This is a genomic window from Hyphomonas sp. ske169 (assembly GCF_056850855.1).
Window position 1 is genome coordinate 781,329 of sequence record NZ_CP096146.1, and the last position, 18,689, is coordinate 800,017.

12 protein-coding genes, 1 tRNA gene and 2 pseudogenes are annotated in these 18,689 nt (G+C 55.1%); 4 read left to right on the forward strand and 11 right to left on the reverse strand.

From position 1 onward, the window contains the following. Nucleotides 1–107: 107 nt before the first annotated feature. A pseudogene (rplC, locus tag MY069_RS03770) lies at nt 108–875 on the reverse strand (50S ribosomal protein L3); the annotation flags it as partial. Beyond that, complete coding sequence (gene rpsJ / locus MY069_RS03775) at nt 875–1,195, reverse strand: 30S ribosomal protein S10 (protein ID WP_070958857.1); 321 nt, start codon at nt 1,193–1,195, stop codon at nt 875–877. The pseudogene rplC and the gene rpsJ, both read right to left, overlap by 1 nt. 346 nt (nt 1,196–1,541) lie before the next feature. Between rpsJ and MY069_RS03780 the strand changes: the two genes are divergently transcribed. The 3 genes from MY069_RS03780 (at nt 1,542) to MY069_RS03790 (ending at nt 3,663) form a co-directional block, all read left to right on the forward strand. Further along, nucleotides 1,542–2,492 carry an alpha/beta fold hydrolase gene (locus MY069_RS03780; RefSeq protein WP_482795743.1) on the forward strand — a complete coding sequence of 317 codons (951 nt, stop codon included), beginning with the start codon at nt 1,542–1,544 and terminating at the stop codon, nt 2,490–2,492. A 62-nt stretch (nt 2,493–2,554) separates the two neighbouring features. Then, nucleotides 2,555–3,073 carry an RNA polymerase sigma factor gene (locus MY069_RS03785; protein ID WP_482795744.1) on the forward strand — a complete coding sequence of 173 codons (519 nt, stop codon included), beginning with the start codon at nt 2,555–2,557 and terminating at the stop codon, nt 3,071–3,073. After that, entirely contained in the window at nt 3,070–3,663 is a 594-nt protein-coding gene (locus tag MY069_RS03790) for a hypothetical protein (protein ID WP_482795745.1), read from the forward strand. The genes MY069_RS03785 and MY069_RS03790 overlap by 4 nt, the downstream gene beginning before the upstream one ends. 8 nt (nt 3,664–3,671) lie before the next feature. Here the strand turns inward: MY069_RS03790 and MY069_RS03795 are convergent. Further along, nucleotides 3,672–3,747 (reverse strand) — tRNA-Trp (locus MY069_RS03795). A 116-nt stretch (nt 3,748–3,863) separates the two neighbouring features. On the opposite strand from MY069_RS03795, the gene MY069_RS03800 reads away from it, so the two are divergent. After that, the gene (locus MY069_RS03800) at nt 3,864–4,400 is read left to right on the forward strand and encodes a carboxymuconolactone decarboxylase family protein (protein ID WP_482795746.1); all 537 of its coding nucleotides are present in this window, start codon (nt 3,864–3,866) and stop codon (nt 4,398–4,400) included. Between the two features lie 77 nt (nt 4,401–4,477). Here the strand turns inward: MY069_RS03800 and tuf are convergent. From tuf to rplJ, 8 genes and pseudogenes are all read right to left on the reverse strand, one after another. Further along, nucleotides 4,478–5,667, reverse strand: a pseudogene (tuf, locus tag MY069_RS03805) (elongation factor Tu). An 86-nt stretch (nt 5,668–5,753) separates the two neighbouring features. After that, a complete protein-coding gene (gene fusA / locus MY069_RS03810) occupies nt 5,754–7,874 on the reverse strand; it encodes an elongation factor G (protein WP_482795747.1) in 2,121 nt (706 codons plus the stop codon). Between the two features lie 56 nt (nt 7,875–7,930). After that, a complete protein-coding gene (rpsG, locus tag MY069_RS03815) occupies nt 7,931–8,401 on the reverse strand; it encodes a 30S ribosomal protein S7 (protein WP_482795748.1) in 471 nt (156 codons plus the stop codon). Nucleotides 8,402–8,415: 14 nt separating this feature from the next. Continuing rightward, entirely contained in the window at nt 8,416–8,787 is a 372-nt protein-coding gene (gene rpsL, locus MY069_RS03820) for a 30S ribosomal protein S12 (RefSeq protein ID WP_070958849.1), read from the reverse strand. Between the two features lie 261 nt (nt 8,788–9,048). Continuing rightward, complete coding sequence (rpoC, locus tag MY069_RS03825) at nt 9,049–13,248, reverse strand: DNA-directed RNA polymerase subunit beta' (RefSeq protein WP_482795749.1); 4,200 nt, start codon at nt 13,246–13,248, stop codon at nt 9,049–9,051. A gap of 98 nt (nt 13,249–13,346) precedes the next feature. Continuing rightward, a complete protein-coding gene (gene rpoB, locus MY069_RS03830) occupies nt 13,347–17,465 on the reverse strand; it encodes a DNA-directed RNA polymerase subunit beta (protein WP_482795750.1) in 4,119 nt (1,372 codons plus the stop codon). A 166-nt stretch (nt 17,466–17,631) separates the two neighbouring features. Then, a complete protein-coding gene (rplL, locus tag MY069_RS03835; protein WP_482795751.1) occupies nt 17,632–18,012 on the reverse strand; it encodes a 50S ribosomal protein L7/L12 in 381 nt (126 codons plus the stop codon). A 58-nt stretch (nt 18,013–18,070) separates the two neighbouring features. After that, nucleotides 18,071–18,586: a 50S ribosomal protein L10 gene (gene rplJ, locus MY069_RS03840; RefSeq protein WP_482795752.1), complete on the reverse strand. Its 516-nt coding sequence runs from the start codon at nt 18,584–18,586 to the stop codon at nt 18,071–18,073. Nucleotides 18,587–18,689: the final 103 nt, after the last annotated feature.

Sequence of the window (18,689 nt, forward strand, 5' to 3'; positions counted from 1 at the left end):
GCCACGAAACCAGAAAGCGTGCCGAGGCCTTTTTCTTTCAGAGCTTCTTCAGTCTTAGGACCAATGCCATCGACCAGAACGATATTGTCAGCAGCAGTGCCTTCAATCTTCACGTCAGCAGCTGGCGCAGCACCCTTTGCCGGGGCCTTGAAAGAGCCTTCCGCTGGTGCGTCGGCGTGGATCGCCTTCTTCACCGCGTCGCGGATCTCAACATAAGAGCCTTCTGCGCCAGGGATCGCGCCTTTGATCAGAACCAGGCCGCGCTCAACATCTGTGCGCACGATTTCGAGGTTCTGAACCGTCTTACGGTCGACACCATAATGGCCGGCCATTTTCTTGCCCTTGAAGACCCGACCTGGATCTTGGCACTGACCTGTCGAACCGTGCGAACGGTGAGAGATAGACACACCGTGCGTGGCGCGAAGACCACCAAAGTTCCAGCGCTTCATCGCACCGGCAAAACCTTTACCGATGGAAACGCCAGCGACGTCGACTTTTTGACCAGGAACAAAATGATCGGCCTGAACTTCAGCGCCGATCTCTGGCAGAGTGATGTCAGATTTGACACGGAACTCTGAAACTTTTGCTTTAGGTGCGACACCCGCTTTAGCGAATTGCTCACGCTGGGCTTTCGCCGTGCGCTTTGCTTTCTTTTCGCCAGCACCCATCACGACAGCGGTATAGCCATCGGTGCGCTTGACCTGGCCACCTTTTTTGGTGGTCACGTCGCGCTCATCTTCGGTGCGGAGGCCGACAACCTGACAGCCATCTAGCGCTAGCACAGTGACCGGCACGTGGCGGCCCTCTTCGCTAAATACACGTGTCATGCCCAGTTTACGGGCGAGCACGCCAGAACGTTGAGCTGGAAGCGCCATTAGCGTGCTCCCTCAAGTTTAATCTCGATACCAACGCCAGCCGACAGATCGAGCTTCATCAGCGCGTCGACGGTTTGTGGGGTCGGGTCAACAATGTCGAGAATACGCTTGTGCGTACGGATCTCGAATTGCTCACGAGACTTTTTGTTGACGTGTGGAGACCGGTTGACTGTGAAACGCTCTTTGCGGGTCGGCAGTGGGATAGGCCCACGTACTTCTGCGCCAGTGCGCTTGGCAGTCGAAACGATTTCGCGTGCCGACAAATCGAGCGCGCGGTGATCGAAGGCTTTCAGCCGGATCCTGATATTCTGTTTTTCCATCCTGCGATGTCCGTTCACGTAAAAACCACACATCTAGGCAGCACAGCTCTCTGAGCGCCGAGATACGAGGAAATCCAGTTGTTCGTTTCGGTTGCCAGCGTTTGCCGATTTTCGGCACAGCCTGACTTGCGAATGGTGGCCAATACGGGAATCAATCGCCCGCGTCAACAGGCCGGTGTGTAGATTCTGTGACGGGGCTGAAATCTCAACAAAACCCGCCCCTGTCGCCCGATCATCCGGAGCGCGTCGAGCGGCTGAAATCGATCCGATCAGACTCGCTTTAACCGATCATTTGGCGGATCTGAATATAGGCCTAAAATAAGCCTAAGCAATCGGGAGACACGGCATGCAACGAATGATCGACACACCCACGGGGCAGCTCTCTGTACATGTGGAAGGGTCCGGCCCGCTCATTCTGTGTGTGCATGGCTGGCCCGAGCATTCTTGGTCCTGGCGCCATCAAGTCGCGTACTTCTCTAAGCAAGGCTATACCGTCGCCGCCATGGATGTCCGCGGCTATGGTGACAGCGCCGCCCCGGCAGAGATCGAGCCATACGCGCTAAAGAACCTGGCCGCCGACACGGCCGCGGTGATTGATGCTTTAGGCGACGAGCCCGCTATCTTGTTCGGCCATGATTGGGGCGCGCCAATCACCTATTCCACCGCTCTGCTCTATCCGGAAAAAGTCCGCGCCGTTGCCGGGATGAGCGTGACCTATACGCCCGCCTCCGACGTCTCATTGCTGGATCTGATGAAAATGGTCCATGCTGGCAAGTTCTTTTACATGGTTTATTTCCAGGCCGAAGGCGTTCCCGAAGCCGAATTTGGCGCCGATCCACGCGCCGCTCTGCGCAAAATCTATTACAGCATTTCTGGCGAGTCTCTTGCCGACGGCCTGACCCTGGAAAAGCCTGAAGACGCGAAAATGTTGGACGGCCTAATCGATCCCGATCCCTTCCCCGCCTGGCTGACCGAGAAGGATCTCGACATCTATGTGGAGGCTTTCGCCAAGTCAGGCTGGCATGGCCCGTTCAACCGCTATCGCGCGCTCGATCTCGATCACAAATATTCCGAACCGGTACGCGGCAAAAATCTCTCCATGCCGACGTGCTTCATTGGCGGTGAAAAAGATCCGGTGCGGAATTTTGTGCCAGGCGTCGATATTTATGAAATGGCCGGCGCCGCCTGTGACGATTTCCGAGGCACCACGATCGTTCCAGGCGTCGGACATTGGGTCCAACAAGAAGCGCCCGAAGCCACCAACGCCGCCTTAGACAAATTCTTGGCCGATCTGTAGCCCACCCCCAAAAATAAAAAAATCTTTTGTAAGAAACCTGATTGCCCTCAGACTAAAAGGGTATGAAGCCTAATCCGTCTGTAAATCAGCTTTATCTCGAAGCCGCGGACACGTTCGCTTACGCCATGCAACGCTTGGCGCGCGCAACTGAAGCGCATCAGGAGCGCCGTCGGGATTTGCTGCAAGACATGCATTTCCAGCTTTGGAAAAGTCTCGCGGCTTTTGACGGTCGGTGCACGCTGAAAACATGGGTCTACCGCGTGATTCACAATACCGCGGCGAGCCATGTCCATCGCGAGGCCCGTCAATCCGCAGAGCGGGTCGACCTGCAAGAGGCGGAGAATGTACCAGATTTAAGCAATCTCGCTCTGATGGTTGAGCGCGATGATGCTCTGGCCAGGCTTCATGACTGGATCCGCAAACTCAAGACTTCGGACCGGCAGATCCTGACGCTCTATTTAGAGGATCTCAGTGCCGCCGAAATCTCCGACATTACCGGGTTCAAAACCGGCGCGATTGCGACCCGCATTTCGCGCCTCAAAAGCAAACTGGCTCAAGACTTCAAGGAGACATCGCAATGACCGACCATGATCCTCTCCGTGATCTTTGGGCGTCTGACCAAGGAGACAAATTCACCATGTCGATTTCTGACCTAACCGCTCGTTCTGATCACTTTCAATCGCGGATCAAGCGCCGCAACCTGATCGAATATCTTGCCGCCATCATCGTGATAGCCGCCTTTGGCTGGATCGCGGCGGCTGCCCCGGTCTGGTCGGTTCGCATCGGCGCCATCCTGATCATGGCGGCCGCCGTCTATATTAGCTGGAAACTCCACCAAATTGGCTCCGCCGACACCCCGCCGCATGCCACATCCGCCCAGACGCTCGCCAATCATCATCGCGATGAATTGGTTCGCCAGCGCGATGCGCTAAAGTCGGTGTGGCGCTGGTATTTGCTGCCTTTCGTTCCCGGCATGATCGTGTTCTCGATCGGCACTGCGCTGGAATCGGCTGCCGCTTCTGGAGCTCCGGTCTGGCTGTCACTCGCCATTTCGTCGGTCAGCCTCGGGATCATCGCGGCGGTGTTTTACGGCATCTATGCGCTCAACGCCCACGCCGCGAAAAAACTCGATGCCGAGATTGATGCGCTAGAAGCGGTGATGGAGACCTAAGGAAAAACTGGCACGGGCGCCAGGACTCGAACCCGGGACCCTCGGTTTTGGAGACCGATGCTCTACCAACTGAGCTACACCCGTCCAGTGGCGCCTAAATGCCTCATGCCGATCAGAGATGCAATGGCCGAGCACAGGAAATCCACCTTTCAGACGGTTCAGAAGCATGTTTGACTGACTGCAAACCAGGAGGATCCATAATGGCCCGCATTTCCTATGCCGACGAGACCGCGTTTGACGACAAAACCAAACATCTGATCGGCCAATTGGCGCCGCTAAATATCTTCAAAATGATGGCGCATGCCCCTGGCCTGCTCCGGCCCTTTGTCGATCTTGGCGGCGCTTTCTTGTTTGAAGGCAAACTCGATCCCGTCACCCGCGAATGCGCAATCTTGCGGGTCGGCTATCTCTCAAAGGCGGGCTATGAGACCGCGCAGCACGAAAAAATCGGGCTCGATCTTGGCATGACCGAAGGCTTGTTCGACGCCTTACGAGCTGGACCGAACGCGGCGGGCTTTACCGAGGAACAACAGCTCGCGGTCGCTTATGTCGACGATCTCGTCGCGAATGTGAAAGCCGGAGACGCCACCTTTGCGCCGGCCTTAGCGCATTTCGGCGCCGAGCAACTCCAAGAGCTCACCCTGGTGACCGGCTATTATATGATGGTGTGCCGGTTCTTAGAAACGTTCGAAGTCGATATTGAAGCGGGCGGCGCGCGCGGCCTGGATGTAAACTAGCGCTGCCCGCGTCCCCAACAAAAAACCCCGCAGCTTTTGCTGCGGGGTTTCTTTAATTTGAAGTGTGGTTGTGTCTCTTATTTAGAGACAGAGGCCACAACACCCGCGCCGACTGTGCGGCCACCTTCGCGGATCGCGAAGCGCAGGCCTTGGTCCATGGCGATTGGCTGGATCAGCTCAACGCTCATTTTCACATTGTCGCCTGGCAGAACCATTTCTTTGTCCGCTGGCAGCGTCACAACACCGGTAACGTCTGTTGTACGGAAGTAGAATTGTGGACGATAATTGGTGAAGAATGGCGTGTGACGGCCACCTTCTTCTTTCGTCAGAATATAGGCTTCTGCTTCGAACGTTGTGTGCGGGGTGATTGAACCCGGCTTACAAAGAACCTGACCACGCTCAACACCTTCACGGTCGATCCCGCGGATCAGAGCACCAATATTGTCGCCGGCTTGACCTTGGTCGAGCAGCTTACGGAACATTTCAACACCGGTCACAGTGGTTTTCTGTGTGTCACGGATACCAACAATCTCGACTTCTTCGCCAACTTTGACGATGCCTGTCTCAACCGGCCGGTGACAACCGTACCACGACCAGAGATTGAGAACACGTCTTCCACTGGCATCAGGAAGTCCTGATCAATCGGGCGATCTGGCGTTGGGATATAGTCATCCACAGCCGCCATCAGTTCGATGATCTTGTCTTTACCGATATTGTCGTCACGACCTTCAACCGCCGCAAGCGCAGAACCAGCAATGATCGGAATATCGTCGCCTGGGAATTCGTAAGAGCTCAGAAGCTCACGGATTTCCATTTCGACGAGCTCGAGCAGCTCTTCATCGTCAACCTGGTCAACTTTGTTCATGAACACTGTCAGCGCTGGAACACCAACCTGACGGGCAAGCAGGATGTGCTCACGAGTCTGTGGCATTGGGCCGTCAGCAGCGTTCACAACCAGGATCGCGCCGTCCATTTGCGCCGCACCGGTGATCATGTTTTTCACATAGTCAGCGTGTCCAGGGCAATCGACGTGTGCGTAGTGACGGTTTTCCGTCTCATACTCAACGTGAGCGGTATTGATGGTAATCCCGCGCGCTTTTTCTTCTGGCGCAGAATCGATGTCCTCATAAGAGCGCTTCTCAGCACCCGTAACATCAGCCAGCACCATTGTGATCGCTGCGGTTAGCGTTGTCTTACCGTGGTCCACGTGTCCAATCGTGCCGATGTTCACGTGCGGTTTTGTACGCTCAAACTTCTCTTTGGCCATTATACTCTCCTGTACTTACAGCCTGAATTCAAAACTCGTTCAAAGGGCCCTTTGGGTGATCGCCAGGCCGGTCTTTGGATCGATCGCTAGCCCGCCAGCTCCTGGGTAATCTTTTGGGCCTCTGCCTTTGGGACTTCAGAATAGTGGTCGAACTGCATGGTGAACTGTCCGCGTCCTTGCGACATGCCGCGCAGATCGCCAACATAACCGAACATGTTGACCAGTGGGACGAAAGCATTGATCGCCGTCACATTGCCGCGTGGCTCAGAGCCTTGGATCTGACCACGACGCGAGTTCAGGTCACCAATGACGTCGCCCATATAGTCTTCAGGTGTGACGACTTCAACTTTCATCATCGGTTCCATCAAGCGTGGATCACCTTCTGATTTCAGCTCACGGAACGCGGCACGGGCAGCGATTTCAAACGCCAGAACGCTTGAGTCGACATCGTGGTATGCACCATCTGTCAGCGTCGCTTTGAAGTCAGTCACTGGGTAACCAGCAAGCAGACCGTTTTCTTTCGCCATGCCGAGACCTTTTTCGACACCTGGAATGAATTCTTTCGGGACGTTACCGCCAACAATCTTGCTCTCGAACTGGAAGCCAGAACCGGCTTCAAGTGGTTCAAACGTGATTTTCACGCGCGCAAACTGACCAGAACCACCAGACTGTTTCTTGTGCGTGTAATCGATTTCAGCTTCACGGCCGATCGCTTCACGGTAAGCCACTTTCGGCTGACCGATATTCGCTTCGACTTTAAATTCGCGCTTCAGACGATCGACGAGAATGTCGAGGTGAAGCTCGCCCATACCCTTCATGATGGTCTGACCAGATTCCATGTCAGTCTCGACTTGGAAGCTTGGATCTTCCGCCGCGAGGCGCTGCAGACCAACAGACATCTTCTCTTGGTCAGCCTTAGACTTAGGCTCAACCGCGATCTCAATCACTGGATCTGGGAAGGTCATTGTTTCGAGCACAACTGGGTCATTCTTCGCACACAGCGTGTCACCGGTTGTTGTCGCTTTCAGACCTGCCAGAGCGATAATGTCGCCAGCATAGGCTTCTTCGATTTCTTCACGATTGTTCGAGTGCATCATCATCATCCGACCGATGCGCTCTTGCTTATCCTTAGTGGAGTTCAGCATAGAGCCGCCTTTGGTCATGACACCTGAATAGATGCGAACAAAAGTCAGCGAGCCCACGAATGGGTCATTCATGATTTTAAAGGCGAGGCCAGCAAATGGCTGCTCGTCGTCTGCAGAGCGAGCAATGTCACGCGTCTCAGTGTCGTCGCCCGGCTTAAAGCCCATATAGGCAGGCACATCGAGCGGGCTCGGCAGGTAATCAAGCACCGCGTTCAACATTGGCTGAACGCCTTTGTTTTTAAACGCAGAACCCGCGATCACAGGCACAAAGGCCATTTCCAGCGTACCCTTACGGATCAGCTCACGCAGCTTTTCTTGGCTTGGCTCTTCGCCTTCCAAATAAGCTTCCATAGCTTCTTCGTCGAGCTCAACAGCAAGCTCAACCATTTCCGCACGCATTTCTTCGGCTTTGGCTTTCAGTTCGTCACGAACTTCACGCAATTCCCAAGTCGCGCCGAGATCTTCACCCGCCCAAACCCATTCTTTCATGGTGATCAGGTCGACGTGGCCTTCAAGCTCGTTCTCAGCGCCGATTGGCAGCTGAACTGGCAGAGGCTGTGAGCCTGTACGGTCTTTGATCATCTCAACACAGTTGAAGAAGTCAGCACCGATCTTGTCCATTTTATTGACGAATACGATGCGCGGCACGTGATAGCGGTCAGCCTGACGCCAAACTGTTTCCGTCTGCGGCTCGACACCAGCGTTTGCGTCCAGAACACAAACTGCGCCATCGAGAACCGCCAAAGAGCGCTCAACTTCAATTGTGAAGTCAACGTGTCCTGGGGTGTCGATGATGTTCAGGCGGTGCTTTTCAGTCTGAGCCGTTTGGCCGTCTTCTGTGCGCTCCCAGAACGTGGTGGTCGCCGCAGAGGTGATCGTGATGCCACGCTCTTGCTCTTGCTCCATCCAGTCCATGGTCGCAGCGCCATCATGCACTTCGCCGATTTTGTGCGACTTACCTGTGTAGTACAGAATGCGTTCAGACGTCGTGGTCTTACCAGCATCAATGTGCGCCATAATACCAAAGTTACGATAGCGCTCCAGCGGATATTCGCGGGCCATGGGCTTTACCTTCGTAGTTGTGTTCCGGGAGGAAACGGAAGCTCTTTAAGTGAAATCTACCAACGATAGTGCGAGAACGCGCGGTTGGCTTCCGCCATCTTGTGCGTATCTTCGCGCTTCTTGACCGCGTTGCCGCGTCCTTGAGAAGCGTCCATGAGCTCTCCAGCGAGGCGCTCACGCATGGTGTTTTCGTTGCGGCTGCCAGCAGCGGCAGCAAGCCAGCGAATGGCAAGCGCTTGACGACGTTCTGGGCGAACCTCAACAGGCACCTGATAAGTCGCACCACCAACCCGGCGAGAACGAACTTCAACAGCTGGTGAAATAGCTTCCAGCGCTTCGTGGAAAACCTCGACTGGGTCTTTCTTAGCGCGGGACTCAACCAGGTCGAGCGCGCCATAGACGATACGCTCAGCAGTCGACTTTTTGCCGTCCTGCATGATCTGGTTCATGAATTTTGAAAGGACAACGTCCTTAAACTTTGGATCAGGCAGAACCTGACGCTTCTCTGCGCGGTGACGACGAGACATACGATAGCCCTCCCTTATTTCGGCTTCTTAACGCCGTAATGCGAACGGCGCTGTTTACGATCTTTCACGCCCTGGGTATCCAGAACGCCGCGCAGGATGTGGTAACGCACACCTGGCAAGTCTTTCACACGACCACCGCGGATCAGAACAACAGAGTGCTCCTGCAGGTTGTGGCCTTCACCTGGAATATAGCAAAGCGATTCAAACCCAGTCGTCAGGCGGACCTTCGCCACTTTCCGGAGCGCCGAGTTCGGCTTCTTCGGAGTGGTCGTATAAACACGGGTGCAAACACCGCGACGTTGTGGGTTGCCCTTAAGGGCTGGCGTTTTGGAGCGCTGCGGCTTTGGTTTGCGCGGCTTCCGGATAAGCTGTTGAATCGTCGGCATAGGGGCCTTGATACTCTCTAGTTTCGTGGCCCCTGTCGGACCAATTTCAGGTGAGACGCAAGACGGGCCGTGAGTTCCCTGCCCTGCATCCGCTCAATTTCGAGTGTGCGCCAAACTGATAACCCCCAAAAGGATTACCGGGCAGACCCAAAGGGACTGCCCAGCTAGCATGTCGCGCGTGTTACTGCCCCGCGCTGGCCACGTCAAGCCTTGGCGGCAGAGCTTTCAGCAATAAGCTCCGCCGCCAAGCTTAATTCGATTTTACTCAGCCGCTTCAGGCGCTGGGAGAGACGCAGCCGCCTCTTTCGCAGCCGCTTCGCGTTTGTTGCGAAGCTGATTGTCGCGCTGGGCTGCGACTTTGCGCATTTCGCGCATTCCGCCGCCTGTCCCGGCCGGGATGAGACGCCCAACAATGACGTTCTCTTTCAGGCCTTCGAGCGTATCGACTTTGCCTTGCAGCGCCGCTTCGGTCAGCACGCGAGTCGTTTCTTGGAACGAGGCGGCTGAGATGAAGCTGCGGGTCTGCAGCGAAGCTTTGGTGATCCCGAGCAGAACCGGAACACCTGTGGCTTCACGCTGGTCAGCTTTCTTAGACTTGCGCACAGCGGCATTGGCTTCTTCAAGCTCAAGACCGTCAACATGCTCGCCTTTGATCAGCGTGGTTGTGCCGGCATCGGTGATTTCGAATTTCTGCAGCATCTGACGGACAATCACTTCGATGTGCTTGTCATTGATCGGCACGCCTTGCAGACGATAAACCTTCTGCACTTCGTCGACGAGATAATCCGCGAGGGCCTCGATGCCGAGCGTTGCAAGAATGTCCTGCGGCGCTGGGTTGCCGTCGATGATATAATCACCGCGCTTCACATAATCACCGTCTTGAACGTCGAGACGACGCGCTTTCGGGACCAGGAATTCGATCGCATCCTTGCCTTCTTCATCCGGCACAATCGCGATCTTACGCTTCTGCTTATATTCGCGAACGAACTGAATACGGCCATCCATCTCGGCGATCACAGCGTGATCTTTCGGACGGCGGGCTTCGAACAATTCGGCCACACGTGGCAGACCACCAGTAATATCTTTGGTCTTCGCGCCGCCAGTTGCGACACGCGCCATTGATTCACCGACTTTGATCGTGTCGCCATCTTCCATGGACAGAATGGCCCCTGGTGACAGCATGTAGCGAGCTTCGTTGCCGTTTGGCAGCGCCAGCGCTTCGCCTTTATCATTCACAATCATGATCGATGGACGCAGATCTGCGCCTTTCGACCCACGACCATCAATGATCACGCGAGACGAAATACCGGTTGCTTCGTCAGTCTCATCACGAGCGGTCAGACCGTCGACGATATCGACCAGACGAATCGTACCTTCGACTTCAGAGATCATTGGCTGGGCAAATGGATCCCAGTCCGCGATCTTGTCGCCAGGCTTGACCTTCTTCTTGTCTTTGACAGACAGCGCGGTGCCGTAAGTTGGCTTGAAGGTCTGGCGGGTGCGTCCGTCAGCATCTTCAATCGAGACAACCATGTGACGACCAGTAACGATCAGTTGTCCGTCTTCACGGGTCACGAAAGTTGGGTTTTCGAACTTAATCTTACCCTCAACCTGCGCTTCAGCAGAGCTTTCCTCGGCCACCGATGCGGCGCCACCAATGTGGAAGGTCCGCATGGTCAGCTGAGTACCTGGCTCACCAATTGACTGCGCGGCGATAACACCGACCGCTTCGCCTTTGTTGACGACTGTGCCTCGTGCGAGGTCACGGCCATAACAAGACACACAAACACCGATCTTGGTTTCACAGGTCAGCGGCGAGCGCACTTTGATCCGGTCAACGCCGGCATCTTCGATTTTGCGCGCCAACACTTCGTCAATGTGCGTGTTCGCAGGCGCGACCAGCTCATCAGATTTCGGTGCTTTGACGTCTTCGCCCGTAACCCGGCCAAGGATGCGCTCGCTCAGCGAGACAACCACATCAGCGCCTTCCATGACGGCAGACAGTTCGATGCCCTGATCCGTACCGCAATCGTCTTCCGTGACGATACAGTCCTGAGCCACGTCAACGAGACGACGGGTCAGGTAGCCAGAGTTCGCGGTTTTAAGCGCGGTATCGGCGAGGCCCTTACGCGCACCGTGGGTCGAGTTAAAGTACTCTTGAACGGTGAGACCTTCTTTAAAGTTCGAGATGATTGGCGTCTCGATGATTGAGCCATCCGGACGGGCCATCAGGCCGCGCATACCCGCCAGCTGTTTCATCTGGTTCTTAGAACCACGCGCCCCAGAGTGAGCCATCATAAAGACCGAGTTGGTCTCTTCGAGGCGTCCGGTTTTCTTATCGGTTGCAGCTTCACCCGCTGCGTCCATCATCGCGTCCGCGACTTTGTCAGTACAGGTCGACCAAGCGTCGACAACTTTGTTGTACTTCTCGCCGCGTGTGATCAGACCGTCAGCATATTGACGCTCATACTCAGACACTTGCTCTTTGGTTTGCTCGACGAGCTTCACTTTGGCGGCAGGGATTTTCATATCGTCCTTACCGAACGAAATACCGGCTTTCGCCGCTTCCCGGAAACCAAGCGCCATCAAGCGGTCAGCAAAGATGACAGTCGCCTTCTGACCACAGTGACGGTAAACTTCGTCGATCAGTTTCCCGATATTCTTCTTCACCATCACATCGCTGAGCAGCTGCTCAGGGTCGATTTTGTGGTGACGTGGGAAGATGTCTGAAATCATGTAACGACCCGGAGTCGTTTCGATGATTTTCGACAGATCGTCGCCATTCTCGTCTTTGGTGTGATACATCGCTTTGATCTTGGCGTGCATCGCAAGCTTGCCAGATCCGAGCGCGTGCTCAAGCTCAGCCATATCAGAAATGACCATGCCTTCGCCCTGCTCGTGCGGCTTATCGAGCGAGAGGTAGTAAAGCCCCAGAACGATATCCTGAGACGGAACGATGATTGGCTTACCATTGGCTGGCGACAGGATGTTGTTCGTCGACATCATCAAGACGCGGGCTTCCAATTGAGCCTCAAGGCTCAGCGGCACGTGCACCGCCATTTGGTCACCGTCAAAGTCAGCATTAAACGCCGCACATACGAGCGGGTGCAGCTGGATCGCTTTGCCTTCGATCAGCTTCGGCTCAAACGCTTGGATGCCGAGACGGTGAAGCGTTGGCGCGCGGTTCAACAGGACCGGGTGCTCACGGATAACTTCTTCGAGAATATCCCAAACTTCAGGCTTCTCTTTTTCCACGAGCTTCTTCGCGGCTTTGACTGTACCAGCCAGGCCTTTTGCGTCGAGACGGGCATAGATGAAAGGCTTGAACAGTTCGAGCGCCATCTTTTTCGGAAGACCACACTCGTGCAGTTTCATGGTTGGACCAACCACGATGACCGAACGACCAGAATAGTCGACCCGCTTCCCGAGCAGGTTCTGACGGAACCGGCCATGCTTCCCTTTCAGCATGTCTGAAAGGGATTTCAGCGGACGCTTATTGGTGCCAGTAATCGTCCGACCACGACGGCCATTGTCGAACAGAGCGTCGACAGATTCTTGCAGCATCCGCTTCTCGTTACGGATGATGATGTCTGGCGCACGCAGCTCCATCAGGCGCTTCAAACGGTTATTCCGGTTGATCACGCGGCGATAGAGATCGTTCAGATCGGAAGTCGCAAAGCGGCCACCGTCCAGCGGCACCAGTGGGCGCAGATCTGGCGGGATCACTGGCACGACATTGAGGATCATCCACTCTGGCTTGGCACCAGAAGCGAGGAAGGCCTCAACGACTTTCAGACGCTTAGAATATTTTTTGGTCTTCAGCTCAGACGTCGACTCCGCGAGGTCTTCGCGCAGCTGATCAGCAAGCAGATCAAGGTCGAGCCCTTCGAGGATCTCTTTGACCGCTTCCGCACCGATCATCGCGGTGAAGGCGTCTTCGCCGTGCTCGTCCTGAAGATCCATATACTCTTCTTCAGTGAGCATCTGCTTTGGCTCGAGCGGTGTCAGACCAGGTTCAGTGACGACATAGCTCTCAAAGTACAGCACACGCTCGACGTCTTTCAACGTCATGTCGAGCAATGTAGCGATCCGGGATGGCAGGGATTTCAGGAACCAGATGTGAGCTACCGGCGAGGCCAGCTCAATGTGTCCCATACGCTCACGGCGCACTTTTGCGAGCGTGACTTCCACGCCGCATTTCTCACAGATAATGCCGCGATATTTGATCCGCTTATATTTCCCGCAAAGACACTCATAGTCTTTGATCGGTCCGAAGATCCGCGCACAGAACAGGCCGTCGCGCTCAGGCTTGAACGTCCGGTAATTGATCGTCTCTGGCTTTTTGATTTCACCGGATGACCAGCCGCGGATTTTCTCCGGGCTCGCAATCGTAATCCGGATCGCATCAAAAGTCGGGACTTCTTCTTTTTGTCTGTAAATGCTGGCTACATCTTGGCGCATATGTTTCCACTCCTTGGGAGGGTTTGGTCGGCTTCCTCGCCGAAAATCCGACCTTTTGAACCTGTTTACTCTACTACCCTGAATTCAAGGCGCGACGGCTATTCAGCCGCCACGTTTGAGTCTCCGTCATTGTCTCCGATCAGCTCGACATTCAGGCCGAGTGACCGCATCTCTTTGATCAATACGTTGAAGCTTTCCGGGATACCGGCTTCGAACGTATCATCGCCGCGAACAATGGCTTCGTACACTTTCGCACGCCCCGCGGTGTCATCCGACTTAACCGTGAGCATTTCCTGCAATGTGTACGCCGCGCCATAGGCCTCAAGGGCCCAGACTTCCATCTCACCGAAGCGCTGACCACCGAACTGGGCTTTACCGCCGAGAGGCTGCTGGGTGACCAGAGAGTATGGTCCGGTTGAACGGGCGTGGATCTTCTCGTCGACCAGGTGGTGCAGTTTGAGAAGATACTTGTATCCGACTGTGACAGGGCGTTTGAACTGTTCACCGGTCCGGCCGTCAAACACGACAGACTGACCTGAACCATCCAGACCCGCACGCTCCAGCATCTCAACAATGTCTGGCTCACGCGCACCGTCAAAGACCGGCGTCGCGAACGGAACACCTTTGTGCAGGTTGCCCGCCAGCTCGACCAGATCCTCTTCCGATTCCGGAAGCGGCTCGTCATTGCCATAGACTTTTTGAAGCGTGTCTTTGAGCTGTTTCACGTCATTATTGGCGCGCCACTCTTCGAGCGATTCTGTCACCAGCTTACCAAGACCGGCAGCCGCCCAACCCAAGTGGGTTTCGAGAATCTGTCCCACGTTCATCCGTGATGGAACGCCGAGCGGGTTAAGCACGATGTCGACCGGGGTGCCGTCTTCCAGGAATGGCATGTCCTCGATCGGGTTGATCTTAGAGATAACACCCTTGTTGCCGTGACGTCCGGCCATCTTATCGCCTGGCTGCAGCTTACGCTTCACAGCGAGGAAGACTTTGACGACTTTCATCACGCCTGGAGGCAGATCGTCGCCTTGCTGAACCTTATCGACTTTGTCGTTAAAGCGCGCATCAAGCTCACGAATGGCTTCGTCAAACTGCTCACGCAGTCCATCAATCTCGGCTTGAGCCTTTTCAGACTTCAGCGCGATTTCCCAAAGGTCGCGATCAGACAGCTCTTCCAGATCAGCGGCAGAAATCTTGCCGGTTTTGAAGCCTTTTGGCCCTGCGGCCGCTTCTTTGCCGGTCAGAACTTGGCGCAGACGGTTATAAGTGTTGCGCTCAAGGATAGACTGTTCGTCTTCCTTATCTTCCTGCAGCTGTTCGATCTGCTCACGCTCAATTTGCAGCGCACGTTGGTCTTTATCGATGCCGTGGCGGTTAAACACACGAACTTCGACAACTGTACCCGCATCGCCCGGAGGCACACGCATTGAGGTGTCACGAACGTCTGAAGCTTTCTCACCAAAGATCGCGCGGAGGAGTTTCTCTTCCGGAGTCATTGGGCTTTCGCCCTTTGGCGTCACTTTACCGACCAGAATATCGCCAGCTTTCACTTCGGCACCGACGGCAACAATGCCGGCTTCGTCCAAGTTCCGCAGAGCTTCTTCACCGACATTCGGAATGTCGCGAGTGATTTCTTCTGGGCCAAGCTTGGTGTCGCGCGAGGCGATTTCAAACTCTTCAAGGTGGATCGATGTGTAGACATCGTCGCGCACAATACGCTCAGAGATCAGGATCGAGTCCTCAAAGTTATAGCCGTTCCAAGGCATAAACGCGACGAGCACGTTCCGGCCAAGCGCCAGCTCACCGAGATCGGTCGACGGGCCATCAGCGATAATATCGCCTTTCTTGACGACATCGCCCACTTTCACGATCGGACGCTGGTTGATGCAGCTATTCTGGTTCGAGCGGCGGAATTTCGACAGGCGGTAAATGTCCACACCGGACTTGCCTTCGAGATCTTCCGTCGCGCGCACAACAATCCGCGTGCCGTCCACTTGCTCAATCACACCTGGGCGGGAGGCAACAACCGCAGCGCGGCTATCGCGGGCCACAACGGCTTCCATCCCGGTGCCGACCAGCGGCGCATCGGTTTGCACCAGTGGCACGGCCTGACGTTGCATGTTCGAGCCCATCAAAGCGCGGTTCGCATCGTCATTCTCAAGGAATGGGATGAGCGCTGCGGCCACCGAAACAACCTGTTTCGGCGAAACGTCCATATATTGAACGTCTTCTTTGAGCACGAGCATCGCTTCGCCGTTCACACGAGCGTTAGCGAATTCGTTGATCAGCTCACCCTTCTCATCGACCTGCGTGTTGGCCTGAGCAATCTTATAAAGCTGCTCTTCCATCGCAGAGAGATAGATGACCTCATCAGTCAGTTTGCCATTCTCAACTTTCCGGTATGGGCTTTCGATAAAGCCATACTTGTTGACGCGCGCATGGGTGGCGAGCGAGTTGATCAGACCAATGTTCGGGCCTTCTGGCGTTTCAATCGGGCAGATCCGGCCATAATGGGTCGGGTGCACGTCGCGAACCTCAAAGCCCGCACGTTCCCTCGTCAGCCCACCAGGCCCAAGCGCTGAGAGACGACGCTTGTGCGTAATCTCAGAAAGCGGGTTGGTTTGATCCATGAACTGAGACAGCTGCGAAGAGCCAAAGAACTCGCGCACAGACGCCACAACTGGCTTCGCATTGATCAGGTCGTTCGGCATCACTGTGTCGATGTCGACAGAGCTCATCCGCTCTTTGATCGCGCGCTCCATGCGCACCAGACCAATGCGGTAATTATTCTCCATCAATTCCCCGACAGAGCGCACACGGCGGTTGCCAAGGTTATCAATGTCGTCGACTTCGCCTTTGCCGTCTTTCAGATCCAAAATGACCTTTGCGACACCGACAATATCGTCATTGCGGAGCGTCCGCTCAGTGTCTTCGGCAGGCTCATAGCCCGGGACAGCCACTTTCAGACGGGTGTTCATTTTCACCCGGCCAACAGCAGACAGGTCATAGCGCTCACCATCAAAGAAAAGCTGATTGAACAGAGCGTCCGCCGCTTCCTGGGTTGGCGGCTCACCTGGGCGCATGACGCGATAAATGTCCGACAGCGCTTCGAAGCGGGTGTCGTTCTTGTCAGCTTTCAGCGTGTTGCGCAGCCATGGGCCGCGGCCCCCGCCATCAACATCGAGCACTTCGATCGCTTTGATTTTCTGCTCACGCAGCTCAGCGAGAAGCTCTTCGTCCAGCAGGTCACCAGACTCGCCATAAATCTCACCGGTTTTCCGGTTGACGATGTCGCGCGCCAGGAATTTGCCTTCAACCGCAGTGGTTGGCAGCAGCAGCTCTTCTGTGCCGCCCTCTTTGATCCGCTTCAGAGCGAGCGCGGTAATCTTACGATCAGCCGGCGCCACGACCTTGCCAGACTTGGCATCAACCAGATCAAATGTCGGCTTCACGCCTTTCCAGGCATCTGGATTAAACCCAGTGATCCAGCCCGCTTTATCCAAACGGTAGATCGAGTGGGTGTAGAACATGTCGAGGATCTGATCAGCGTCATAGCCGAGCGCCATCATCAAAGTGGTCGCTGGTAGTTTCCGCTTCCGGTCGATCCGAACGTTCAAGATGTCTTTGGCGTCAAACTCAAAGTCGAGCCACGAACCGCGATACGGAATGATCCGCGCCGCGAAGAGCAGCTTACCAGACGAGTGCGTCTTACCTTTATCGTGATCGAAGAACACACCTGGCGACCGGTGCATCTGGCTCACAATAACACGCTCGGTTCCGTTCACGATGAACGTCCCCTTATTGGTCATCAGCGGGATATCCCCGAGATAGACCTCTTGTTCTTTGACTTCCTTAACCGACTTGGCGCCAGTGTCTTCGTCAATGTCAAACACGACCAGCTGCAAACGCACTTTCAAAGGCGCTGCATATGTCAGGTCACGCTGCATACATTCTTCTGTGTCGAATTTCGGCGGCTCAAACTCATACGAAACATATTCGAGCGACGCGCGCTCGTTGAAATCGATGATTGGGAACACTGACTTGAACACGCCGCCCAGACCATCATCGGTCCGTTCTGCTTGCGGTGTGTGCATTTGCAGGAAGTGTTCATATGAGGAGCGCTGAACCTCGATGAGGTTTGGCATATCGATGGCTTCGGGAATTTTGCCGAAGGATTTGCGGATGCGTTTCTTTTCAGTGAAAGAGAGTGCCATCTTGTCTTCCGTTTTTTGCCACTCAGTCCGTCGACCAAAGCGGCGTGTCGCCTAGAACGCGAGGGCGCGGCAAAGCCAAACAGGCCTTGCCGCGCTAATTACTGACGAAACGGTGCTTCGCGCACACACCACCCCGCACTGTACTCACCCCGGATGGGGCAGAAGCTTACTTGAGCTCGACGGTTGCGCCGGCTTCTTCGAACTTCTTCTTGATTTCTTCGGCTTCGTCTTTTGCGACGCCTTCTTTGATTGGCTTCGGAGCACCTTCTACGAGCTCTTTAGCTTCTTTCAGACCAAGGCCACCCACGACTTCGCGGACAACTTTAATCACGTTGATTTTCTTCGCACCGGCATCGGTGAGAATGACGTCAAATTCGTCTTTCTCAGCAGCGGCGTCGCCACCGGCGTCGCCACCAGCTGCTGGGCCTGCAACAGCGACAGCTGCCGCAGCTTTAATGCCACGCTCTTCGAGAAAGTCGTTGAGTTCTTTTGCTTCAAGAATGGTGAGGCCGAGGAGCTCTTCACCAAGTTTTGCGATATCAGCCATTTTTCTGATTTCCTGTTTCGGGTTGATGTGTTTGCTGGTCTTTGCTGTGGAATTGACCTTACGCTGCTGCCTGCTCGCCAATGGCGTTGATCGCGCCCGCCAGGCCTTGACCTGGTGCATTTAGACGCTGACCCAGTTGGCTTGCTTGCCCCAAGAGGCGTGCAACAACAGTCGCAATTTGTTCCTCGCGAGATGGCATTTTGGAGAGCGCTGTAACGCCCGCCGCATCAAGAATTTCTTCGCCCATCATGCCGCCAACGATTACGAGTTTCTCGTTATCTTTCGCGAACTCTGACGCACCCTTTGCCGCAGCAACTGGGTCTTCAGCATAAGCAATGACAGTCTGGTCAACAAACATGGCATTCGCCGCGTCGCCGCCTTTTCCATCAAGTGCCTTTTTAAAGAGACGATTCTTGACCACTTTCGCTGTCGCACCCTGCTCGCGCAGTTTGCTACGGAACTCAGTCATCTCCGCAACTGAAAGACCGGTATAACGTGCCACGATGACACTGCCTGAGTCAGCAATAACGCCCTCGAGCGATTTGATGGCTTCGGCTTTTCCGGCTCTATCCATTACGGATCTCCTTCAAACAAGGCGACCGGACCATCCGGGCGCCTGGGGTTGCCGTCGATGACGCCTAGACGCCATTTCAAGCGCCTGCCCAGGGCATCCGCAG